Raw genomic sequence first — 25,140 nt, forward strand, 5'->3', positions numbered from 1 at the left:
TCCTTTAAGCCTCTAAATCTTTGATTTAGTCAGGCGAACTTACTCATTCGAATGAATATGAGAAGGAGTTTCCTTTAAGCCTCTAAATCTTTGATTTAGTCAGGCGAACTTACTCATTCGAATGAATATGAGAAGGAGTTTCCTTTATATTTTAGGAATTACGGATGAAATTTATTTGTTTACTCAGTAAGTTTTACAAAGTAAAAGAGCTAATTTGGAATATAAATAGGAAACTAAGCAAGCTGAGTAAGTTCGATTAGCCAAATGTAAAATTTGGAATGGAAATAGGAAACTAAGCAAGCTGAGTAAGTTCGATTAGCCAAATGTAAAATTTGGAATCTCACTTAAGTTGACGAGGTTGGGGAGTATCGATACTTCGGCGGGTGCCCCACGGTATTGCACACTACCGTTAACGGCTAATAAAACTGTGAAGTGATTTGCAGGACAAGATTAGCTTGGTGTTAAAGCCTTCAAGGTGCTATCACACAATTTAGAATTAATAATTAAAATGTAGAATTAAGGAATAAACTTTGGAAAGAGTCTTTAAAATATATACATTATAAATTTAATTTAAAAGGTTTGTGATAGTTCTAAATTAAAATCAGAATAATATATGAAAAAAGGAAGGAAGAAAAAATATGTGCGGAATAGTTGGATTCGTAGGAAAAAAAGAAGCATCTCCAATATTAGTTGAGGGATTATCAAAACTTGAATATAGAGGATATGACTCAGCAGGAGTAGCTGTATTAGAAGATGGAGAAATAAAGGTTAGAAAATATAAAGGACGTTTAAAGAATTTAGAAGATAATTTAAAACAGAGTCCTTTAAATGGAAATATAGGAATAGGACACACTAGATGGGCAACTCATGGAGAACCATCTGATATAAATTCACATCCTCATACAAATGGGAATGCTACAATAAGTGTTGTTCATAATGGAATTATAGAAAATTATATGAAGCTAAAGGAATGGCTTAAGGGAAAGGGATATGAATTCTACTCAGAAACTGATACTGAAGTTATTCCTAACTTAGTAGATTATTATTATAAAGGTGACTTATTTGATGCTGTTGTAAAAGCAACTTCTAAAATGGAAGGAAGCTATGCTATAGGAGTTATCTGCAAGAATGAACCAGATAAAATAGTAGCAGTAAGAAAAGATAGCCCATTAATAGTTGGACTTGGAGAAAATGAATACTTTATAGCTTCAGATATACCAGCAGTTCTTAATCATACTAGAGAAGTTTATTTATTAGAAGATAAAGAGTTTGTAATAATGACTAATGAAGGTATAGAAATTAAAACTGAAGATGGTGAAGTAGTAAATAAGGAAATTTATCATGTTACTTGGGATGTTGATGCAGCAGAAAAGGGTGGATATGAAGATTTCATGTTAAAAGAAATCCATGAACAACCAAAGGCTATAAAAGATACACTAACATCTAGAGTATTAAAGAACTCAAAGGTTCAATTAGATGATATAAATATTACAAAAGAAGAATTAGAATCTTTTGATAGAGTATTTATAGTAGCTTGTGGAACAGCTTATCATGCAGGATTAGTTGGAAAAACTATAATAGAAAAATTAGCAAAAATACCAGTTGAAGTAGATATTGCTTCAGAATTTAGATATAGAGATCCATTAATAACAGATAAATCATTATTAATAGTTGTAAGCCAATCAGGAGAAACAGCAGATACATTAGCTGTTTTAAGGGATGCAAAGAGAATAGGAGCAAAAGTTTTAGCAATAACAAATGTTGTTGGAAGCTCAGCATCAAGAGAAGCACACCATGTACTTTATACTTGGGCAGGTCCAGAAATAGCAGTTGCTTCAACAAAGGCTTATGAAACACAATTAATAGCAATGTATATTTTAGGAATATATCTTGGAGAAGTTAAGGGAACAATTAGTAATGAAGATGCAGAAGCTCTTAAAGAAGAGTTAATGAACTTACCAGAAAAGGTAAATGAAATATTAGTTAAGAAAGAAGACTTACAAAAGTTTGCATCTAAAAACTATATGGATAAGGATCTATTCTTCTTAGGAAGAGGATTAGACTATGCTGTTGCATTAGAAGGATCATTAAAATTAAAAGAAATATCATATATTCACTCAGAAGCATATGCTGGAGGAGAACTTAAGCATGGTCCAATAGCTTTAATAGAACAAGGAACTCCTGTAATAGCATTACTAACAGAAGACAGATTAAAAGATAAGATGATAAGTAACATTAGAGAAGTAGTTACAAGAGGAGCAAGAGTGCTAGCAATAGCAAATGAAGGTGATGAAGATGCTAAAGAAGTTTGTGATGATGTAGTATACATTCCAAGAACACATTCATTATTAACACCAGTACTTTCAGTAGTTCCACTACAATTAATATCATATTATATGGCTAAACAAAAGGGTTGTGATGTTGATAAGCCACGTAATTTAGCAAAATCAGTTACTGTTGAGTAAGCTAAGATTTGAGGAGAGAATAATTGTAGATTTACAATAAAGTTTGAACCTTTACAACAAAGTTTGAACTTTTACAACAAAGATTGAACCTTTACAATAAAGTCTGATGTAATTGTCTAAAAAATAAATTATATTAGAATAGACTTTGCCAAAAAGTCCTGAACTAAATAATATATGGGATGAATAGATAATACTATATTTTAAAATAAGATGCTGAGTCATAAAATAAAAAGAAGGTTATATGGAGTTGATATATATGAATGAAGAATTAATAAAGACATTAATAGATGAATATAAAGAAACAGAAAAGGCATTAGAACTTGGAATTGATTGGTTAAATGAAAAGGACTATGCTAAAGGAAAATTAGACTTAGTTAAAGTGATAATAGCTGATTTGCAAGAATTAGCAGAGAAGACTATTAATTAAAAAAATTATGCACTCTTACATTTTTATGTAGGAGTGTATTTTTATATAAATAATATCACAAGAGAGAACTGTAGTCGCGAAAAGCTTATAGCTATGCTTAGGAAAAGTAGAACCTCCAAGTTATTATAATAGTAGGCTTTCATACGAAAATCTAATAAGCGTAGGTATATCAACAGCAGATAATAGTAGTTTATCTATTTTCTTATATAAAGTGTAATCAATTATTTCTTTAGAATGAATGTGAAGAAATGAGGCTAAATAACATTAAAAATATTTGATAGTATTATATAGAATATCTCCTATTCGATTTTCATTTTTGGGGTTTAATAATAAAATTTGTTTACTACTTTAAAAAATTGTGGGGATCTTTAAGATCATAAGATTATTTTAAGTTTAAGACTTTTTTAGATAACTAAATTTGAATCTCAATAAAGTTGAAATCATTTATAAAAAATCATATATAATATTATTAGTGTATGATATACTTTAATTAAAAAATATGATATAACATATTTTTTGATATAGAGAATTAAATATTTTTAACTGATATTTTATATCAGCAGTAGGAAAAATTTTTTTTGTATGAAATCTTCAAAGTTTAATATGCTTTGGGGATTTTTTTATTTTTTTGAAGCATAATAAAGTAATATTAGTAAAAATGTGTAAATGGTCTTATGAAGTTAGGAATTGAGATATATTTTTATAATAAGGATTGATTGAATATGGCAAAGAGAGTTAGAATGCAAAATTATGAAAAAAGAATAAAGCAAGGGAAAGGAATTGGTAAAGGAAGTGAATATAAGCCTTGGATAACTATTCAAGATGTCTCTTCTAAAGGTAGGGTGACAAGAGTTAATGGGATACTCACTGGAAGACAACACGAATTTTTATCAGATATGGAGAAAAATTATTTTTATATAGTAGAATTTTCAGACAACGTTATAGATATTAGAGAACAATATCCATTATTGCCTATCGAAGATACTATTTTAATAGCAAAGGAATTGGGGATTAAACATCCTAAACATCCTAAAACTGGAGAAGATATTGTAATGACTACAGACTTTTTAGTCACAGTATCTACTGGAGATGAAATTAAAGAAATGGCTAGAACAATAAAAAGCAAAGATGATTTATCCAATAAACGAGTATTAGAGAAGTTTGAAATAGAACGTGTATTTTGGCAGAAAAGAGGTGTAGATTGGGGAATTGTAACAGAAGAAGAAATAGATAAAACTATCTCATTCAACATAAGTTCTATTCATAGTTATAAGGATATAACAAGTATAGATAGCTTAAATGATATGAATTCTTTACATATTAAAGATTTAATATACGAATTTATAAGTAGAATAGTTGATGACAAAAGGAGTATGAGAGACATTTGTTTTGAATTTGATAGTGATATGTTATTAGACAATGGAACTGCAATAGCGATATTTAAACATTTATTAATAAATAAAATTATACAAATAGAAATGAAAGAAAGAATTGATATTAATAAACATATAGTAATCAAAACTATATATGAGAATAATATGAAAAAGGTAGATTTTATATGATTACTGTTAATTCTGTGTACAAATACATGGAAAATGAAGAAAGAATAAGAATTATAGAGATTGATAAAGAGAATGTATATATTGTGAATATTGATACAAATATGTCTATGCCTAAAATTGAAAAGATGGATAGATTACAAGAAGAAATAGAGTCGAATAGGTTAATTTTAATTAAAGATCCCTTCTTTAGAGTTGTTGAGGATAAAAATCTTACCCAAGTTCAAATAAAAAAAAGAGATGCTGATTGGAATTTAATAAATATATATTATGTTGACAATAAATTAAAATTGTTAGAAAAATCTTATAGAAATAAAATATTTAATATGATTAGTGAGGAAAGTAACATAAGTTTAGCAACTGTAAAAAGACTATTTGGTAGGTATTGGCAGAAAGGAATGAATAAAAATTCATTATTACCAGATTACTTTAAGTCAGGAGCTAAGGGAAAAGAAAGAAATTTATCTAAGATTAAAGTTGGTAGACGTAGGAATCCTACTTACTATGGAGAGGTAGTTGAAGGAATAAATATAACACATGATGTAAAAAAACATTTTGAGTTTACTATTAATAAATATTATAGGAATAAGAAAAAAATAAGTCTTAAAGAAACTTATACATTAATGTTGCGTGATTTTTATTCAGATATATATATAGAAAATGGTGAAAAGGTATATGTAGTTTGGGATAAATGCAAAATACCTACTTATAGACAATTTACATATTGGTATTCTAAGACAGAAAATATACAAAAGGATATTTATCTAAGAGAAAGCGAAAAAGAATATAATCTAAAACATAGAGAGTTATTAAGCAATTCAAAACAGGAGACTGATGGACCAGGTACAAGGTTTCAGGTTGATGCAACAATAGCAGATATTTACTTAGTAAGTTCTTTAAATAGAAATAGGATAATAGGTAGACCTATTATTTATGCAATTATAGATGTTTATTCAAGAATGATTACTGGAGTTTATGTAGGATTAGAAGGACCATCATGGACTGGAGCTATGATGGCTTTAGATAATATGATTTTGGATAAGGTTGAATATTGTAATAAGTACGGTATTGAAATAACAGAAGAACAATGGCCATGTAAACATCTGCCTGAAATTATTATTGCTGATAGAGGAGAATTTGAAGGATATTCAGTTGAAAATTTAATTAATAATCTAAATATTAGAATAGAGAATACTTCTCCTTATAGGGGAGACTTAAAGGGTATCGTAGAAAGGAATTTTAGAACTACGAATGAAAAAATAAAACACAAAACACCAGGTGCTATTCAGAAAGAATATAGAACACGTGGAGATAGAGACTATAGATTAGATGCAACATTAACCTTAGAGGAATTTACCAAAATATATATAAATATTGTTTTACATCATAATAATAAAATAATAGATAAATATCCTATGGAAAAAGAAATGATAGAAGATGAGATAGTTCCAACTCCAATTAACCTTTGGAATTGGGGAATAAAAAATAGAAAAGGAAGATTAAGGGTTATTGATAGAGAAATTTTTAGGCTAAATGTATTGCCAAAAGGGAAAGCGGGTATATCAAGGGCTGGGATAAGATTTAAGGGCTTATACTATAGCTCAGACAAAGCTATTAGAGAACAGTGGTTTATAAAACAGAAAGTAAGAAATATTGAGGTAGTTTATGATCCGAGGAACATGAACAAAATATATATTCCTTTTAATAATGGTAGAGATTATGATGAATTTTATTTAATTGATGTGAGTTTACAATATAAGAATTCTTTATTAGAAGAAATAATTTTTCAGAGAGAGTTAGAATCAGAATTAGCAAAAGAGTCTTTAAAGGAAAAAAATCAAAATGATATAAATTTAGAAAATGAAATAGAAAATATTGTTAAACAAGCAGAAAAAGCTAAAGAAAAAGAAATTGAATATAATAAATCATCTAGACAAAGGATTAAGGGAATTAAAAATAATAGATTTATAGAAAAGGAGCTTAACAGAGAAGAAGAAGCATTTATATTAGGTGAAGAATCAAAAAAAATCACTAAAACTTCAGAGATTATCGAATTACCTAGTTTCCACCAAGACAAAAAGAAAAGTACAAATAGCAAGTTAATGGAGAAGATAAAAAAAGTAAGGAGAAATATTTATGAATAATAATATAAGAATGACAATTCTTATAGGCGATGTTATAGAAGCTGATTATAAGAAACAAGAGCTTGATGAATATTCCAATAACCCTTTAATAGAGGCTTTGCCAGATATAGTAGGAGATGATGAAATTATTAATAGATTTACTGTATCACCAGAAATTACAGATAATGATCGAAATAAATCTGAAACGTTAAGATATCATATTATTAAAAGAACTAAAAATTTTATACAACCATTACCTGAACATCTTCTCTTAGGAAGAAGATTAGGCATTCTTATAAGAAGGGGCTATTTATGTAGAAATCCGTTGAGTAAGGAATTTTTAAAGAGAATAAGAGTTATTAATCAACTTAATGATAATTCAATTAAAAAAAATGATATGGAAGATTATTTATCTGATATTAGAACTACTGCAGATAGCATATCTGTTGTGGGGATTTCTGGAATAGGAAAAACTACAGCCATTGAAAGACTGTTACTTATGTATCCGCAGGTAATAAGGCATTCGAAATATAAAAATCAAAATCTTACAAGAACGCAGATTGTTTGGTTGAAAATAGATTGCCCTTATGATGGAAGTTTGTCAACATTATGTAAAAGTTTTTTTAAGGCAATTGATGATATATTAGGAACTAGATATTTGGAAAAGTTTGGATACTCAAATCGTGTTGCGTCAAATATGCTAATTAATATGAGTAAATTAGCATGGATATATGGCATAGGAGTATTAGTTATAGATGAAATACAAAATTTATTAAATTCAAGAAATGACGAACAAGAGATGCTTAATTTCTTTGTAACTTTGACTAATACAGTAGGAATACCAACTGTTTTGATTGGTACTAGTAAGGCACAAAAAATTTTTGATGCGAATTTTAGACAAGCAAGAAGAGCTGCTAGCGAGGGTTCTATTATATGGGATAGGATGAAAAAAGAAAGTGATGAATGGAATTATTTTATTGAAAGTATGTGGAGAATTCAAGGCTTAAATAAAATAGCTAAATTAACAGATGAAATTAAGAATGCACTTTATGATGAATGTCAAGGTATTACAGCAATAGCAGTTAATTTATTTATTTTGTCTCAGGAAAGAGCCTTACAAGAAGAAGAAGAAGAATTAACAGTAAGAGTAATAAGAGAGACTGCTAAAGAGGATTTACATATGATTCAACCAATGATTAAAGCATTAAAAAACAATAATTTATCAGAAATAATGAAATATGAAGACATATCAATAAATTTTGAGGAAATTAGCAATTTATATCAAAGAAATATAGAATTTAAAGGTATATTGAGAGAGATTTATAAGGAAAAGAGCAATAGTGTAGAATTAAAGAGAAAAAGTAGAATAGAAAATTTGATATTAGAACTTACGGAAATTATGGATATATTTAATAATTTAAAGCTGATTGATATAAGAAAAATTTGTGAAAAAATAGTTGAAACGTCTGATACTAATGAAGATTATACTAATCATAAAAAGGAAGCGTTAAAGAAAGCAATAGAACTTAATGAGAGATTAGAATCCCAAAAATCTAATAAGACTAGTGAAAAATTAGGTAGCGGATTAATGAAAATATATAATTTTGCTATAGATAGAAAAGTACATCCATACGAATTGTTAAAAAATAATGGATACATAAAAAATCCTATAGACGAATTTTTTAAATTAGGTTGAATTTTATATAAAATAGTAATGCTGATTAGGAGATAATATTTTGATAGATTTTTTTACTGATCCGTATAAAGATGAATTAATTTATTCTGCTATAGCTAGATTTCATTTTTATTCAGGAAATATTGATTTTAAAGATACAATAGAAGAATGTTTTGGAAAAAGAACGATGATACCAACGTTGGAATTTGGTGGGAGGTTAGAATATCTAGCAAATGAACTAGGAGGAACATATACAGCTGATGACATAATAAATAAAAATACTATATTTCCATATTATGCTCCATTTATAGATTACAAAAGAAGAGATGAAATATTAAGAGATATTAAATTTAACGGAAGTGGTACAATTTATACAAAGTTAGGAATAATAGCTGGTTCAATATGTAAGAAAAATTATATATACTATTGTCCTATATGTGCAATGAAAGATATTCAGCAGTATGGTGAAGCCTATATACATAGAGAACATCAACTACAAGGAATAATGATATGTGCTCATGACGGTAATGTACTAAAAAGATATTCAATTAGAAAATTAGATTCAAGTAGAATTAAATATATAAAATTAGATAAAGAATTATTAAGTCTAGAAATAGGTAGTGAAAAAGTAAATAATTATGAAAAACATCTGAAGTTAGCTAAGGATGCACATTATTTATTTACAGAAGATTTAAATGAAATAAATAAAAATAATATATCAAGTAGATATAAATTTTTTCTATTTAGTAAAGGGCTTGCTAGAAGAAATGGTACTATTAAGCAGAGAAGACTGTATGAAGAATTTATAGATTATTATGGTGTGGGGTTTTTAGAATCATTAGAATCATATATAGACTTTGATGATGAATATAATTGGTTAAAGATAGTAACTAGAAATTCAGAAAGAGTTACTCATCCAATAAGACATCTGCTTTTAATAGGATTCTTGTGCAATAATATAGAAGAATTTTTTAAAACTAAGATAATATGGATAGATAAAAAGGTTGAGAATAGTAAGTATAATATTGAAAATGCTAATTTGAATAAACTATCAGAATATAAGAGGAATTTTATTAAGATAATTGATGAAAATAAGGGGATGAATAGAACCACTTTAAGAGAGCAGCTTAAAAAAGAATATATATATCTTTATAGATATGATAGAGAATGGTTATTTAGTAACTTGCCTAAGAAAATTAAAGAAGAAAAGCAAATAATAAGAATTGATTGGGAAAAAAGAGATAAACTTTATTTTGAGATACTACAGAAAAAATATATAGAGATAAAATCATTAGAAAAGCCTGTGCGGATAACTAGAACTTCTTTGGCTAAGTCTTTAGGTATATTAGATAATATTGAAAAGAAAATAGAAAAATTACCGCTTACAAGGAATTTTTTAGAGAAAGTATTTGAAAGCACTAAAGATTTCCAATTAAGAAGGTGTAAAGTTATAATTGATAACCTTATTCAAAATAATGAAGAAATTAAATTATGGAAGATACAAAGAACTGCTGCTATTAGAACAAACCAATTTAACGATATTAAAGATTGCTTGATTCAATATATTGAAATAAAAAGTGATTGTATAGAAAAAATTATATAAAGATAACTTAAGATAAGTTAAGGGAGAAATTAATGTTAACATTTTTTACTGATCCATATCCTGATGAAAGTATAAGACATATATATGCAAGATATCATTTTTATTCAGGAAATTACAAGAATGAGGATACAATTGAAGAACTTTCAGGAAGAAGAAGTAAGCTTGTAGCAAAGCTTTTCCCAGCAGGATTAAATTATTTAGAACTTCAATTAAATAATGAAGAGTACACCTCTGAATATTTTATTTTTAATCATACTGTATTTATAGCATATGCACTATTTTGTTCTGAAAAAATACAAAAAGAAGTAATAAGCTATATGAAATATAAGGGAAATGATAAGATATATACAAAATTTTCAATTAATAAAAGTAAGTTGAGAGATTATATAAAGGATAGATATTGTCCATTATGTGCTAAAGAGGATTTCCATAAGTTTGGTGAAGCGTATTTTCACAGAATACATCAGTTTGAAGGATATTTAATATGTTCAAAACATAAATGTAAATTAAATTTTTATCCAATTAAAATAGATGAAGAAAATAAATTTATTACGCTTAAATATGAAGAAATAAAAAGTGAAGATATTTCTTACTATGAAAGTGATTTGGAAGAAAAGTTAATAAAGGTTTCCAATGGAATAGAATATATTATGAATATTAATAATTTGAAATATAATAAAGAAACTATTATAGAAAGATATTATGATATTCTAAGAATTAGAGGTTATACAACAGAAAAGGAATATATAAAGGAAAAAAAACTAATAAATGATTTTAATATTTTTTATGGGAATAGTTTTTTAAAAATATTTTTTTCTGAATCAGATTGTGAGGATTATTCTAACTGGATTAAGGGAATATTTAGAAAAAAGCTCAATTCTATTAACAGTATAAAGAGTATTTTATTAATGATATTCTTATCAGGAGAAGTTGAAGAGTTTTTTAAATATAAAAGGAATAAAAAAGTTTTTGGAGATGGACCATGGCCATGTTTAAACCCTATATGTATTAATTATAGAAAATTGGTTGTTAAAGAATACCAAATACGAAATTCATATAGAAGTGTGTTAATGAATGGAATATTTAAATGTAAGGAATGTGGTTATACATATAGAAGAAAAGAAGGCTTTAATGGAAAAGATAATATTTATAGCAAGGATAAAGTAATAGATTTTGGTAATGCATGGAGACATGAATTTATAAAATTGATAAATTTAGGATATAGTAATAATTATATAGGAAAGAGATTAGGAGTTAAATATGAAGTTGTAGATTATTATAAAAAACATAATAAGTTCAAAGATAAACCTAAGTATAGCATCGAAAAAAGGAGAGATTTTTTTAGTGTTTATACAAGCGATATTCTTGCATTTATTAAGAATAATCCGGAATGTTTAAGAAGTGATATTTCTAAAAAATTTAAAAAACAATATTCATGGCTAATGAAAAATAATAAAGAATGGTTAAGTGAAAATTTACCAAAGGCTAAAGCTAATAAGATGCATGTAAAAGGGATTGATTTTAAGGAACAAGATAAAATAATTTTAGAAAAAATAAAGGTTGCTTACGAAGAAATAATTAATGAGAATAAACCTATTAAGATTACTTTCAGATCTATAGAAAAAAGAATTGAACAGAGAATAAGATTTAAAATAGATAAGTTGCCAAAATCAAAAAAATATTTACTTAATATAATTGAGAGTGTTGATGAGTTTAGAATAAGAAGGGTCAGAAATTTTTGTGAAAATGATGATAATATAAGAAAAAATTTTTCAAGGGCAGCAATTCTGAGAAATAATAATATAAATATTAATAAAATATCTATAGGAATAAAAGATGAGATAGAGAATATTATAATAATATATCGAGAAGAAGTTGATAGAACTTAAAATGAATTTAATTAATACGATTCTAATAAAAATAAGCAATAATACTGAATATTTAGTATTATTGCTTATTTTTCATTAAAAAGTTCTTCAATTTCTACATCTAGTGCCTTTGCTATCTTAAATGCTTCATAATCATAAACTTCTCTTTGTTTCAATTCAATTCTAGTAAGCATTGGTCTATCAATATCTAATCCTACTGTTTGAAGTTTAGCAGTAAGTTCTTCTTGTGTAAGTTTTTGTTGTTTTCTTAATCTTCTAACATTATCACCAATAATATTTCTTTTTTCCATAATATCAGTCCTAATTCATTTTTTATGTATTAATTGTAATAAAATGAACAAAATAAAATGTGTGGTAACCACACATTTTGAAAATTTTATTTGAGGTGATATAAATGGAAGTCTATAGACCGTTAGTTAAGGATATATCTTTATTTCAAGAAATAGTTAAAAATTTAATAGATCCATTAGAAGTAACTAGAGAAGCAATAAGTAATTCAGTAGATGCAGAAGCAAAGAATATAAATATTGAAATCTATAGGGATTTAGATGGAGTATTTTGTATATCTTTTACTGACGATGGGTGTGGAATGAATAAAAATGAATTAGAAAGTTTCTTTAATTTAGGTGATTCAAGGAAAGATAAAAGAAATATAGGAGAAAAGGGATTAGGAACTAAGATATTTTTCAAAAGTAGAAAAATAACGGTAATAACACAAAAAAATAATTCAAAAAGACTGATAGCAGAAATGAAGGAACCTTGGTTTTTCCTAATCAATAACGAAATTCCTACATATACAATCGAGACTGAAGATTCCATAATTGGAAAGGATGGTACTAAAATAATTATTGAAGGATATTTGGTTGATAATCCAGAAAAATACTATAATTTAGAAACAATAAAAGATTATATTCTTTGGTTTACTGCAGGGGGAAGTTTCAAGAATATATTCGCTACATATCCTGAATTAAACTGCTATGTAAAGAACATGCAAGTTGCTCCAAGAATATTTATAAATGATTGCATTCTTGATATTAGAGAAGAAATCGCTGGTGCGCATCAATTTTTTCCTCCCCAAGAAAATCCATTAGTAGATAATAATGAAAAGATATATGAAAGATCTGTAAACTATTGTAGACATTTTGGACCCTATCATAGGAGTACAAATATAAATGGAGAATATGTTTCTTTTCAGATGTATGGTACTGTGTCAGGAGTCAATTGTAGAAAATCAATATGTAAGTTAAGACAAAGTGAAAGATTAAAAGGAAGATTTGGAATATATTTGGCAAAGGATTTTATTCCATTTACTAAAAAATCAAGTCTTATATCGGATCCGAATTATCATCATTTTCATATATTAGTTAACTCACAAAATTTTGAGCTTACTGCAGATAGAAATAATGTAAGTAATGACGATGATCCTAAAGTAAAATGGATTTATTTAATGGTTAAAGAAATAATAAATAATGATATTTTACCAAGTACACAATCAACATATTTTAAGATGAGAAAACAAGAAGAAATAAATTTTACTATTAAAGAAAAAAGTATAAATCTAAAACAAAGAATTAAAGACTTTAGTAAGTTAGAAAATTTAAATTTAGAAAATATATCTATAAAACGTATTCCAGATAATGAAGCTCAAGTAGCTTTGTTATTGTCAGCATTATTAAGTAATCCTAAGTTTAAAAGATATATAAATATAATTGATTCTATTGCACATTATTCACTTCAATCTACTACTGATTTGATATGTTTAAATAATGAAGGTGAAACTTTACTTGTTGAAATAGAATATCTTTTAAGTAATTTATTTAAACATGAGCATCCTTACATGACATTTGATTGTATTGTATGTTGGAAAGTTGATTTGGAAATAAATGACAGAAAAACATTAGTTGATGGGATTGAACTAAAATTATGTTTCGAAAAGGGACAATGGCTATTAAAATATGGAACGGAAAAAATAATACCTATTATAGAATTATCAAGTGTTATTAATTTCTTAATAAATGATAAAAATAAGCAAATTAATTAATTATGTATTATAATTAGTTTCAGAAACGTTCATGTATATTTTATTTTTACAATTGTAAGCTAAGATATCATAAGCGTTTCTATTTAATTTAAATACAAATGTTTTTATTTATAGTGTTATAGCTTATTGAAATGTATGATAAAATTATTTTAAAGGATGGTGCGAATTTTATATGAATAATAAAGAATATAGTGCAAAACTAACTGGAGAATCATTTTTATTATATGAATTTAAAATTATAGCAAAATTAAAAAGAGAAGGTTTTTCTGATAAAGATATAAGAAAAATAGTTTTAGAAGAAAATTTATTTCAATATAAATTTAAATCTAGCATAACTAGAAGATTAACTCCATTATTACAACGAGTAAATGTATTAGACAACACGTTAATTGATATACTAATTGATGATCCTTTAGTGGATGGAGTTGTAATAAATTTATATGCAATTATGAAGAATGATAGACTTTTCTTTGAATTTATGAATGAAGTGGTAAAAGAAAAGTTACAAAATAATTCTGAAATAATAGAAAAAAAGGATATAAATATTTATTTTGAACATAAGGCTGAACAAAATGAAGAGATCACAAAGTGGTCTGATGCAACTATTCAAAAATTGAAGCAAGTAATTAAAAAAATATTAAGTGAGGCGAAGATTCTTAATTTAAAAACAGGAGAAGTACATAAATTAATTATGTCACAAGGGTTAAAGGAATACCTAGTAAAGAAAGGCGATGCAAAATATGTATTAGCCATGGGAGAAAACCTATAGATTAGGGAGGGACAGCTTTTGAAATTGGATGATAGATTTAAGGAAGTTCGGGAAAAACTTAAAGATGATAAATTTCTAAATGGAAGGGGTACTGGAAATGACTTAAGTTTTTATGTTTTTGATTATAATCCTAAGGATGAAATTAAAGTTAGATATTATAAGGATCTAATAATAAAGGATTTTAATAGAGCAGATGATAATTATATAAAAGAGTATGATTTGTATAAAATGTTTATACAGTTTTTAAATGAACAGGATATATTTGAACAGATAATGGATATGGAAAAAACAGATGATAAGGATTATATATTTAGGGCTATAACTTCATTTATTAGTCAAGAAATGTATGTAAATAAGATAAAAGAAGATTTTGATTCATATAAAGTAATATTTATTACTGGAGTAGGTAAAATATATCCATTTATGCGTTCACATAACATTTTAAACAGATTACATTCAGTATTAGGGAAAAAACCGTTAGTCATGTTTTATCCAGGGGAATATACTGGGCAGGATTTAACTTTGTTTAATAAATTTATGGACGACAATTATTATAGAGCATTTCCAATAACTGATTAGGTATATAGGGGGATTAAATAATGAAAATAGAAAATATGTTTTTAAGAGACATTAAAAGAGATATTGATGGAGTTATAAAAGTAGATTTTACAGATAAAATAGATAATGAACTTGAAGAGTATGTTGTAACTAAAGAAATAGCAAAGCATTTATCTAAGTTTTACAATAATTATGCCAAGGGAGTAGATGGAGATACTACTAAGATGGGCGTGTGGATATCAGGTTTCTTTGGAAGTGGTAAATCACATTTTTTAAAGATTTTATCATACCTTTTATCTAATAAATCTGTAGGTGAGAAAAAAGCTATTGATTACTTCAAAAGTAAGATAGAAGATCCAATGTTACTTGCAGAAATACAAAGGATTAGTAAAATAGAAACTGAAACTATATTATTTAATATAGATTCAAAATCACCAGTAGATAATAAGGGTAAGGAAAATGCTATTTTAAAAGTATTTATAAAAGTATTCGATGAACATAGAGGTTTATGTGATACTATTCCAGGTGTTGCTAATATGGAAAGAACCCTTATAAAGGATGGTGTATATGATAAGTTTAAGCTTGAATTTGAAAGAATAAGAGGATTTAAGTGGATAGATAGGAGAAATGGTTTTTTCTTAGATAAAAAGTATGTAGCAGAAGCTATAGCAGTTTCAATGAATATACCGAATGAAGATGCTATTGAATACTTAGAAAATTCTGTAGTTAACTATTCTGTTGATATAGAAACATTTGCAAAAGAAGTTAAAGAATATTTAGATACTAAAGGTGATAATTTTCATTTGATATTTTTAGCAGATGAAATTGGTCAGTATATTGGTAATAATGGAAGTTTAATGTTAAACCTTCAAACTATTACTGAGAAATTAAGTAGTGAATGTAAAGGAAAAGCATGGGTTATAGTAACATCACAAGAAAAAATTGATGCTGTATGTACTAATGTAAAAGAAGATGACTTCTCAAAAATACAAGGAAGATTTGACACTAAGCTATCTATGTCTTCAATGAGTGTTGATGAAGTTATAAAAAAGAGAATTCTAGAAAAAACAGAAAATACTAAAATGCTGTTAAGTAATATTTACAGAGAAGAAAATACAACATTAAGGAATATTATAAGCTTTGACGGAGCAAGAAAGGATTTGTTAAGTTATTCAGATGAAAATGATTTTATTGAAACATATCCATTTGTACCATATCAATTTAAAGTTTTACAAAGCGTATTTGAGCAAGTAAGAAAGCATGGTAACTCTGGTAAGCATTTATCAGAGGGAGAACGTTCAATGCTATCAGCTTTTAAGGAATCAGTTCAAATTTATAGTAATAGTGATGAAGGTTTATTAATACCATTTGATATATTCTATGAAAGTATAGTTGAATTTTTAAATCCAACAATAACAAGAGTTATTGATAGAGCAGCAACAAAGAATGTATATTTGAAAGATGATAAATTTAATATAAGAGTATTAAAGCTTTTATTTATGCTTAAATATCTAAATGATGAATTACCAGCTAATTTAGAAAATATAACAACGTTAATGATTGATAATATAAATGTTGATAAGCAAGGCTTAAGGCTAAAAGTAGAAAAAGCATTAAAAAAGATCGAAGATGAAAACCTTATCCAAAAAAGTGGAGATGTTTATGTATTCTTAACTGATGACGAACAAGATGTTAATAGAGATATTGCTTTAGAAAAGGTAGAGGATATCAAAGTAAGTAAGGAGCTTAGTGACTATATATTTAAGCAAATATACGATCAAAAGAAATTTAGATTTATAACAAATAATAAGCTTAAATATGATAAAGATTATAATAAGAAAATGGATGGAATACCAAGCGGAAACAATGTACACGAGTTTGGAGTAAGTATATTATCAAGACTTGCAGATAACTATTTTAAAAGTGATGAAGCACTAAAAATGGATTCCTATAACAATAAGGAAGTTATTATTAAGTTAAAAGATGGTGAGTATATTGATGAGTTAACTCAAGCTATGAAAATAGAGTCATATATAGATAAAACTAATATAGATAACTTACCAACTAATAAGCAAAAGATTATTGCAGATAAGAAAGATGAAAGAAGACAAAGAAGAACTACTTGCTTGTCAAAATTAGAAAATGCAATAATGGAAGCGGAGTTTTATATTTATGGTGAAAAAGTAGATATAAAAGGTGCTTCAGCAGCAGATAAGATTAAGAATGCATTAAGTAATCTTTGTAAGTTTGTTTATTTAAATATTGATTATATTAAAACTAAAACTGAAAGTATAGATGATATTATATATATATTAAAAACAAGTGAAGAACAAACAACATTAGGATCAGTAGAATCGTATAATAATGAAATAGCAGAAAAAGAAGTTGATGATTTTATAAAGCTTACAGAATCAATGGAGCAAGTTAGAGTAAAATCTTTAGTTAACAGATTTACAACACAGCCATATGGTTGGGATTCATTAGATGTTGCAGGGGTTTTAGCTAAATTATTAGTTGATGAAAAGATTAGATGTAAGTTAAATGGCGAATTCTTAACTGTTGATGAACCAAGAAAGACAGCAGAAGCTTTAACACAAACTTCTAATATAGATAGAGTTATTGTGAATAAAAAAGTTAAAGTTGATGAAAGAATAGTAAATCAAGTTAAAAACATATCAATGGAGCTTTTTAAAGAAACGTCAGATAGTAGAAATGAAGATGAGATAGCTAAGGAATTAAGAAAAAGTATAGAAAGAAAGCTGGAGAATATTGAAAGTAACTTACAACTATACACTAACAAAAAGTATCCAGGAAAATCATTATTTGAAAAAGGTAGAAAGTTATTTAATGAATCAAAGGAATTTAGGGAGAATATATCACTATTTAATTGGTTAATTAATAATGAACTTGAACTTTTAGAATGGGTTCAGGATGTAGAATTACCTATAGATTTCTTTAATAATCAAAGAGAGATATTTGATAAAGGGTTATTAACATCAGAAAAGTGCCAAAATAACAAAGATTATTTAACTGAGGATATATTAATCAATTTAGAAAAGCTAAATAAAATATTAAACAATCCAATTCCTTATAAAGATATAAGAAAAATAATATCATTTGTAGATGAAATTGAAGCCGAATTAGAGAAAAAGCTTGAAGAAAAGAGAGAAGAAGCAATAAGCTCTGTAAATTCTGATTATGAATTCTTAAAACTTCAATCAAATCAATATGGGGTTTCTTATAGTACGAAGGATAGATTAATAAGTGAATATGATTTATTAATATCAGAAGTAAGAGAACAAAAAGATATTTATAGAATTGATGCTAAAATAACTCAAAGTAGTAGAAAAAGGGAAAACTTTGAGAAGATAATAGCTAAAGATATTAAAGCGACAGAGGAAAGGGATAAGCAGTTACAAACTAAATCTTTAAATACTACTAATACAGCCACAATTTGTAATGTTCCTGTTGAAAGACCTAAGAAAGTAATAGAAAAAGTTAAAGTATCAAGTTTGTTAAATGTTAAATCTATTAAAACCGAGCAAGAAGTTGATGTTTATATAAGAGAATTATCAATGCAGCTTAAAAAGATTATAAGAAGCAATAAAGAGATTGAAATAGAAGATTAAAAGATTATAGGAGGGAAGAGTATCATCTCCTTACTTATAAATATTGGAGGATAATATGAGCGAGACTTTAAACAAAGCTTTACTTAAAAAGTTTGCTGTTGATGCAAGAAATGAGTTAAGAGATAAAATATCATTAAAAGCATCTTTATATGGTATAACAAAAGATATTTCCGATAAAGACAGGGAAACTAAAGGAGATAAAACCTTTATAAAAAATGAAGATGTTATAATAGAGTTTAATAATCAAAAAAGAACTTTATCTAAAGAGGAAGCAAGTCAAAGAACTGCATTAATTGATAAAATTCAAAAGATAAATAAAGAAGATAGAGACGGATTTAATGAAGTAATAGAAGAAGTTGCTTATACTTGGTTTAATAGATTTGTTGCATTAAGATATATGGAGGTAAACGGGTATCTTCAAAGTAGGGTGAATGTTTTAGCTTCAAGGGATGGAAGTAATACTCCAGAAATTATAACAGAAGCGATGAATGTTAATTTACCAATTGATAAAAATTTAGTTTATGAGTTAAAGGTTGCTAATAAAAATGAAGAACTATATAGTTATTTAGTTGAACTTCAATGTAGTGAATTAAATAAATCATTACCATTTATGTTTGAAAAAATAGGACATTATGCAGAATTATTATTTCCTACAGGTGTTATAAGTAGCAAATTCTTTAAGACTTTAATAGATATTGAAAGTATAACAGAAGATGATTGGAGTAATGTTGAAATAATAGGATGGTTATATCAATATTATATCTCAGAAGAAAAAGATAGGGTTATTAAGGCCAAAAAAAAATATAAAAAGAATGAAATACCATTTGCAACTCAATTATTTACACCAGATTGGATTGTAAGATATATGGTTCAAAATACACTTGGTAGATATTGGATAGAATCGCATAAAGAAGATGAGGATTTAAAAGAAAATTGGGAATTTTATTTAGAAAATCCTGAAAAAGAACCAAATTTTGATGAAAAAATAGCACCTTATTTAAATAAAGAATTAGAAGTTGAAGATATTAAATGTTTTGATCCAGCTTGTGGCTCTGGGCATATACTTGTTTATATGTTTGATGTTCTTTATGAGATATATAGTAGATGTGGATACTCAAGAGGAGATATACCAATGCATATTATAGAGAAAAATCTATATGGACTTGATATAGATAGAAGAGCTTATCAGTTAGCTTGTTTCTCTGTAATAATGAAAGGTATGTCATATGATAAACTTCTTTTGAGAAAAATAGAAAGAACGGTTGATAGAGACGGAAAATACATTAAATTAAATGTAGCTTGTATACAAGAAACTAATATTTTATATGAAGATGAGAATTCATCATTACATGATAATATAGCTTTCTTAGCTGGTGAAGAAAGTGGAGAAAATTATGATAATTTAAAAGCATTTGTAGAGAGCTTGAAAAATGCAAATACATTTGGTTCTTTGACTAAAATAGAGGGGTTTGATAGAGAATTTTTAGAAAAAAGATTAGAAGAAATAAAAGAAGAATCGCAGTTGGATGGGTTTGACAATGAAATTAACAAAAATATTGAAATAGTAGATATTTGGGGAGAAAATACTAAAAAGAATTGGATAGGTATATTAGAAGAATTGATAAAACAATCTAATATAATGGAGAAAACATATGATATTTTAGTTACTAATCCACCATATATGGCGAGTAAATATATGAACCCTATATTATCAAATTATATAAATAAAAAATACGAAAATACGAAATCAGATTTGTTTTCAGCGTTTATGGAGCATTGTTTTAGAAAAGTTAGTACAAATGGACAATTAGGATTTCTAACACCATATACATGGATGTTTATAACATCGTATACTGAGTTAAGAGAGTTTGTAATTGATAATTTGGAAATTTCTACTTTGATTCAATTAGAATATAATGCATTTCCAGAAGCTTGTGTGCAAGTATGTACATTTACTACTAGAAAGTATAAAACTGACACTTTGGGTGAATATATTAAGTTATCAGATTTTAGAGGAGCAGACAACCAACCTAAAAAAGTATTAGAAGCAATAAAAAATCCAAAAGTAAGCTATAGATATAGCACAAATAGTAATAGCTTCAGAAATATACCTGGAAGTCCAATAGCTTTTTGGGCAAGTAGCAAGATTAATGAAATATTTAAAAATAATAAAAAACTTTCAGATATTACACTAGCAAGAAGAGGATTAGAAACTGGTGATAATAAAAGATTTTTAAAGTTTTGGTTTGAAGTATCAAATAAAAATATAGGATTTGATATAGTTGATACGGAAATGAGCAAGTTATCGAAATTAAAATGGTTCCCATATAATAAGGGAGGTGCATTTAGAAGGTGGTATGGAAATAATGAGCTTATTGTAAATTTTTATAAAAATGGTGAGGAAATCAAAGATACAGGAGTTCTTAATGGTTATGATAAATATTTTAATAAAGGTATAACTTGGACTGGGCTTACTGCAGGTTTAAATTCGTTTAGATATAGCAAAAAAGGATTTTTATTTGATTCTAATAAGGGGCCTATGATGTTTCCTAAAGAAGAAAATATGTTTTTTATTCTTGGTTTGACAAATTCAAAAGTTATTCAAAAATTCTTAGATATGCTTAATCCAACTATTTCTGTCCAAAATAAAGATATTAATAATCTACCATATATTAATGAAGAAAGAATAAGTGAAAATACTAAAATTACTATTAAAGATTTAGTTGAACAGAATGTAAAAATAAGTATAAATGATTGGGATTCTTTTGAAACATCATGGGATTTTAAGAAGCATTTTTTATTGATATATAAAAGTAATGGGAAGATAGAAGAAGCTTTTAATAATTGGAGTAAAATCACTGAAAATGAATTTTATATTATAAAGAATAATGAGGAAGTTTTAAATAAAATATTTATAGAAATATATGGTCTTGAAAAAGATATAACCCCAGAAGTGGAAGAGAAGCATATAACAATAAGAAGAGCAGATGTTGATACAGATATAAAATCACTTTTATCATATTTTATAGGTTGTGTATTTGGAAGATATTCACAAGATAAAGATGGACTCATTTTCGCAGGTGGGAAATTTGATCTTAGTAAGTATAACAAATTTATGCCAGATGAAGATAACATAATTCCAGTTTTAAATAGTGAAACTAAATATTTTGAAGATGATGTTATGTTTAGATTTGAAGAATTTTTAAAAGTTACATTTGGTGATGAATATTTTTCAGAAAATATAGATTTTATTGCTGAATCTATTGGAAAGAAATCTAATGAAAGTTCAAAAGAAGCTATAAGAAGATATTTTGCTAATGAATTCTTTACCGAGCATTGTAAAATGTATAAGAAACGTCCTATATATTGGCTATTTACTTCTGGTAAGAATAAAGCCTTTAATTGCTTAGTTTATATGCATAGAATAGATAAAAATTTATTATCTAAAATGAGAATTGATTATGTTCAACCTCTCCAAAATAAATTAGAAGTAGAGCAAAAAGATTTAATGGATACTTTAAATAGCGACGCAACTATTAAGGATAAAAAGGATGCTAAGAAAAAGCTTGGAATTGTAGAAAAACAAATTGATGAACTTAAGGTATTCCATGAAAAATTACGTCATATGGCAGATAAGCAAATTCAAATTGATTTAGATGATGGGGTTATTTATAACCATGGATTATTTGGTGATTTAGTGAGTAAAATAAAATAGAGCAATAAGAGAAGGGGCTTTTTGGCTCTTTTTCTTTGTATTTGTTAATACATTCTATATAATATTAAGTAGTGATGTTGGATAAAATATGAAAAGGAATTATTATAATGGGAGGAAATAATGAGTGAACTAAATAATATTGTTAAGGCTTTAAAAGAAGAATTTTCAAAGCCTCCAGAGTATTGGGAAACAAGAAAAATAATCATTTGGTATGATTATGATAAAGATTTTTTAGATATTATAGATAAAGTTGTTATAGATAATGTGAAAATTCATAAGTTATCAGATGATAATTACTTTTATACAAAGTATCTTTTAGAAGAAGAAGATACAGAAAGTAATTACTTAATATATATTAATAAACTTGAAGAAGAAAATAATAACTGGATTACTGATATAACATTATATAGTCAGAGCTTTTATGCTGATAAAACTTCTATGATTATGAGAGATTTAAATATAGAAGATAATTTAAGGCATGTATTTTCAAAATATAAAGGATTTTTCTCAATAGATAAAAACTGTAGTAATTTTGGAAAGTTAGTAAGTAGTGTAAATGAAAATAAAACTTTAGAGCTAGGAATACTAGCATCTATAAGTAAAGTTAAAATATTAGATTTTGAAGAGATAGTTAAATCAATACTTTGTGAAGGAATAAACGAAAAAGAAAACCCTATGTATAATGATATTAAGAACTATGGAGTAGAAGAATTATTCTGGGATTATTGTAAGTTATACTATGGATATAACCTTAAGGGTAATTGCTTAAGTAAATTATTTAACTTAATAGTTACTACGGCTTTAAGCAGTTTCATAAAAGAAGAAAAATTAAGTAGTTTAAAAAGCTATATAGGAAGTAGTAAACCTAATTGTATAGTATTTATAGATCATTGGATAAATCATAAATCACAATCATACTATTATATTGAATATGCTGATAACTATGAAAAAGATTTAAATATATCTAGTGTTATAGAAAAGCTCGATATAGAAGAATTTAAAGATATAGATATATTGAAAATTTTTGATAGAGAAATAATAAAATATATCCTTTCTGGTCTTGAAGATGAAAGAGAAGATTATGAATATTTCATTAGTTTAATAGGTTCAAGAAGAACTAAAAATTTCTATGATGACTATAAAAATATTTATGAAGCGTTGTTGAGCTACTTGGAAATGGCAAGACTTAAAAGAGAATATAAAAATGGCATTATTCAAAAGAAAGCAGTTGAATTAGTTAAGGAATATTCAGAGAAGTTATATATATTTGATTATTATTATAGAAAGTTTTATTTAAACTATGATATAAGACCTGAAAGTGAAATAATGAACAGACTTAAAGGCCTTGTTGAAAACATTTATGTAAATTGGTATTTATCAGAATTATTGACTGCTTGGAATTATGAACTTACTGATGAATACACGAATTACTGGGGAGTTCCAGGGGTAATTAATCAAAGAGATTTCTATAAAGAAAAAATAAATAAAATGCTTGATGATGGTAATAAGGTATTTGTTATAATATCAGATGCTTTAAGATATGAAATAGGAACAGAGATTAATGATAGGTTTAATCAAATAGTAGTCGGTTCAAGTGAAATTCAACCAATGATAACTTCAATTCCATCCATAACTAAGATAGGAATGGCATCACTTTTACCTAATAAAGATATATCTATAACAGATACAGGGAGAGTATTTGTTGACGGAAATGACAGTGCAGGTTTGGAAAATAGAAAGAATATATTAACTAATAACTTTAAAAATAGTATAGCAATAGAATTTAATAATATTCCTAAGAATAAAGTAGATTTTAATGAATTACTAAAAGGTTACAAATTAGTATATATATATCATAATATTATAGATGCTACTGGTGATAAGGCTAATACAGAGAAAGATACTTTTATTGCAGCAGAGAGAGCTATAGAGGAAATACTTTGGCTAAGAGAAAAGATAACAGGATGGCTTGGAGGAGTAAATATATTTGTTACTTCAGACCATGGATTCTTATATCAAAGAAGTCCTTTAGAGGAGTCAAGTAAAATAAGTAAAGAAAAAATTAATATTATAGATAGAAATAGGCGTAGTATTATAACAAAAGAGAATATAGATATGGATGGTTTATTCAAAATAAGACTTGATTATTTGGGGAAGGAAAATAAAGGAATGTTTGCTTATATTCCTAAATCAGATATAAGATTTAAAACTCAAGGTGGAGGATCTAATTATGTTCATGGAGGAACTACACTACAAGAAGTTATAGTGCCACTTATTTTCTATAAACATAAGAGATCAACATATAAAAATTATAAAGAGTCAAAAGATGTTACTTTAAAATTATTAAGTACTAGAAATAGGATTACTACACCAGAGTTTGGATTAACATTTTTTCAAGTAGAACAGGTATCTGAAGAATTTATATCAGCAACATATGAAGTTTATATGGTTGATGCTGATGATAATATAATATCAAATAAAGAAAAAATTATAGCTGATAGTAAGAATGATAGACCAGATGAGAGAAATCACATTGTAAGGATGAAACTTAAACAAAAAAATTATAGCAAGAGAGAGAATTATAGATTAGTAGTTAGAAACTTAGATAAAGATATTATTGTAAATGAAATAGCATTTATTATTGATATAGCAATAGCTGATGATTTCTTTTAAAAAAGGGGGGAGTA

Annotated in this window: 14 protein-coding genes; 13 read left to right on the forward strand and 1 reads right to left on the reverse strand. The window is 26.5% G+C overall.

All coding sequences use genetic code 11. The features are described 5' to 3' along the window. Positions 1 to 638: 638 nt before the first annotated feature. The 7 genes from glmS to H9660_RS02140 all read left to right on the forward strand — a co-directional run bounded on the left by glmS (position 639) and on the right by H9660_RS02140 (position 11,741). A complete protein-coding gene (glmS, locus tag H9660_RS02110) occupies positions 639 to 2,465 on the forward strand; it encodes a glutamine--fructose-6-phosphate transaminase (isomerizing) (RefSeq protein WP_191748076.1) in 1,827 nt (608 codons plus the stop codon). Positions 2,466 to 2,721: 256 nt separating this feature from the next. Further along, positions 2,722 to 2,892 (forward strand): hypothetical protein, encoded by a 171-nt coding sequence (locus H9660_RS02115; protein ID WP_191748078.1) that lies wholly within the window; start codon positions 2,722 to 2,724, stop codon positions 2,890 to 2,892. 722 nt (positions 2,893 to 3,614) lie between these two features. Next, a complete protein-coding gene (locus H9660_RS02120; protein WP_191748080.1) occupies positions 3,615 to 4,454 on the forward strand; it encodes a TnsA endonuclease N-terminal domain-containing protein in 840 nt (279 codons plus the stop codon). After that, on the forward strand, positions 4,451 to 6,595 hold the full coding sequence (locus H9660_RS02125; RefSeq protein WP_191748082.1) for a Mu transposase C-terminal domain-containing protein: 2,145 nt from the start codon (positions 4,451 to 4,453) through the stop codon (positions 6,593 to 6,595). Before H9660_RS02120 ends, H9660_RS02125 begins: the two co-directional genes overlap by 4 nt. Next, positions 6,588 to 8,270 carry an ATP-binding protein gene (locus H9660_RS02130; protein WP_191748084.1) on the forward strand — a complete coding sequence of 561 codons (1,683 nt, stop codon included), beginning with the start codon at positions 6,588 to 6,590 and terminating at the stop codon, positions 8,268 to 8,270. The genes H9660_RS02125 and H9660_RS02130 overlap by 8 nt, the downstream gene beginning before the upstream one ends. A 40-nt stretch (positions 8,271 to 8,310) precedes the next feature. Then, positions 8,311 to 9,852 (forward strand): TnsD family Tn7-like transposition protein, encoded by a 1,542-nt coding sequence (locus H9660_RS02135; protein WP_191748086.1) that lies wholly within the window; start codon positions 8,311 to 8,313, stop codon positions 9,850 to 9,852. Between the two features lie 32 nt (positions 9,853 to 9,884). Beyond that, positions 9,885 to 11,741: a TnsD family Tn7-like transposition protein gene (locus H9660_RS02140; protein ID WP_191748088.1), complete on the forward strand. Its 1,857-nt coding sequence runs from the start codon at positions 9,885 to 9,887 to the stop codon at positions 11,739 to 11,741. A 65-nt stretch (positions 11,742 to 11,806) separates the two neighbouring features. Here the strand turns inward: H9660_RS02140 and H9660_RS02145 are convergent, their stop codons facing one another. Next, positions 11,807 to 12,031, reverse strand: a complete 225-nt coding sequence (locus H9660_RS02145; protein ID WP_191748090.1) for a helix-turn-helix domain-containing protein — start codon at positions 12,029 to 12,031, stop codon at positions 11,807 to 11,809. 104 nt (positions 12,032 to 12,135) lie between these two features. On the opposite strand from H9660_RS02145, the gene H9660_RS02150 reads away from it, so the two are divergent. From H9660_RS02150 to pglZ, 6 genes are all read left to right on the forward strand, one after another. Next, positions 12,136 to 13,782, forward strand: coding sequence for an ATP-binding protein (locus H9660_RS02150; RefSeq protein ID WP_191748092.1), 1,647 nt, complete (start codon positions 12,136 to 12,138; stop codon positions 13,780 to 13,782). A 172-nt stretch (positions 13,783 to 13,954) separates the two neighbouring features. Continuing rightward, positions 13,955 to 14,551: a DUF1819 family protein gene (locus H9660_RS02155; RefSeq protein ID WP_191748094.1), complete on the forward strand. Its 597-nt coding sequence runs from the start codon at positions 13,955 to 13,957 to the stop codon at positions 14,549 to 14,551. Positions 14,552 to 14,569: 18 nt separating this feature from the next. Next, on the forward strand, positions 14,570 to 15,130 hold the full coding sequence (locus H9660_RS02160) for a DUF1788 domain-containing protein (RefSeq protein WP_207729389.1): 561 nt from the start codon (positions 14,570 to 14,572) through the stop codon (positions 15,128 to 15,130). 20 nt (positions 15,131 to 15,150) lie between these two features. After that, entirely contained in the window at positions 15,151 to 18,738 is a 3,588-nt protein-coding gene (gene brxC, locus H9660_RS02165) for a BREX system P-loop protein BrxC (protein WP_191748096.1), read from the forward strand. A gap of 55 nt (positions 18,739 to 18,793) precedes the next feature. Next, on the forward strand, positions 18,794 to 22,453 hold the full coding sequence (gene pglX / locus H9660_RS02170) for a BREX-1 system adenine-specific DNA-methyltransferase PglX (protein WP_191748098.1): 3,660 nt from the start codon (positions 18,794 to 18,796) through the stop codon (positions 22,451 to 22,453). A 120-nt stretch (positions 22,454 to 22,573) separates the two neighbouring features. After that, positions 22,574 to 25,126, forward strand: coding sequence for a BREX-1 system phosphatase PglZ type A (pglZ, locus tag H9660_RS02175; protein ID WP_191748100.1), 2,553 nt, complete (start codon positions 22,574 to 22,576; stop codon positions 25,124 to 25,126). Positions 25,127 to 25,140 lie beyond the last annotated feature (14 nt).

Origin of the sequence: Clostridium gallinarum, assembly GCF_014836325.1 — a bacterium.
GTDB classification, from domain to species: Bacteria; Bacillota; Clostridia; order Clostridiales; family Clostridiaceae; genus Clostridium; species Clostridium gallinarum.

What these genes read in the sequence shown, in the direction of transcription:
- H9660_RS02145 (WP_191748090.1), bottom strand. Translation starts at nt 12,031, where the DNA reads ATGGAAAAAAGAAATATTATTGGTGATAATGTTAGAAGATTAAGAAAA.
- H9660_RS02130 (WP_191748084.1), top strand. Translation starts at nt 6,588, where the DNA reads ATGAATAATAATATAAGAATGACAATTCTTATAGGCGATGTTATAGAA.
- H9660_RS02125 (WP_191748082.1), top strand. Translation starts at nt 4,451, where the DNA reads ATGATTACTGTTAATTCTGTGTACAAATACATGGAAAATGAAGAAAGA.
- H9660_RS02120 (WP_191748080.1), top strand. Translation starts at nt 3,615, where the DNA reads ATGGCAAAGAGAGTTAGAATGCAAAATTATGAAAAAAGAATAAAGCAA.
- glmS (WP_191748076.1), top strand. Translation starts at nt 639, where the DNA reads ATGTGCGGAATAGTTGGATTCGTAGGAAAAAAAGAAGCATCTCCAATA.
- H9660_RS02155 (WP_191748094.1), top strand. Translation starts at nt 13,955, where the DNA reads ATGAATAATAAAGAATATAGTGCAAAACTAACTGGAGAATCATTTTTA.
- pglX (WP_191748098.1), top strand. Translation starts at nt 18,794, where the DNA reads ATGAGCGAGACTTTAAACAAAGCTTTACTTAAAAAGTTTGCTGTTGAT.
- H9660_RS02150 (WP_191748092.1), top strand. Translation starts at nt 12,136, where the DNA reads ATGGAAGTCTATAGACCGTTAGTTAAGGATATATCTTTATTTCAAGAA.
- H9660_RS02140 (WP_191748088.1), top strand. Translation starts at nt 9,885, where the DNA reads ATGTTAACATTTTTTACTGATCCATATCCTGATGAAAGTATAAGACAT.
- pglZ (WP_191748100.1), top strand. Translation starts at nt 22,574, where the DNA reads ATGAGTGAACTAAATAATATTGTTAAGGCTTTAAAAGAAGAATTTTCA.
- brxC (WP_191748096.1), top strand. Translation starts at nt 15,151, where the DNA reads ATGAAAATAGAAAATATGTTTTTAAGAGACATTAAAAGAGATATTGAT.
- H9660_RS02115 (WP_191748078.1), top strand. Translation starts at nt 2,722, where the DNA reads ATGAATGAAGAATTAATAAAGACATTAATAGATGAATATAAAGAAACA.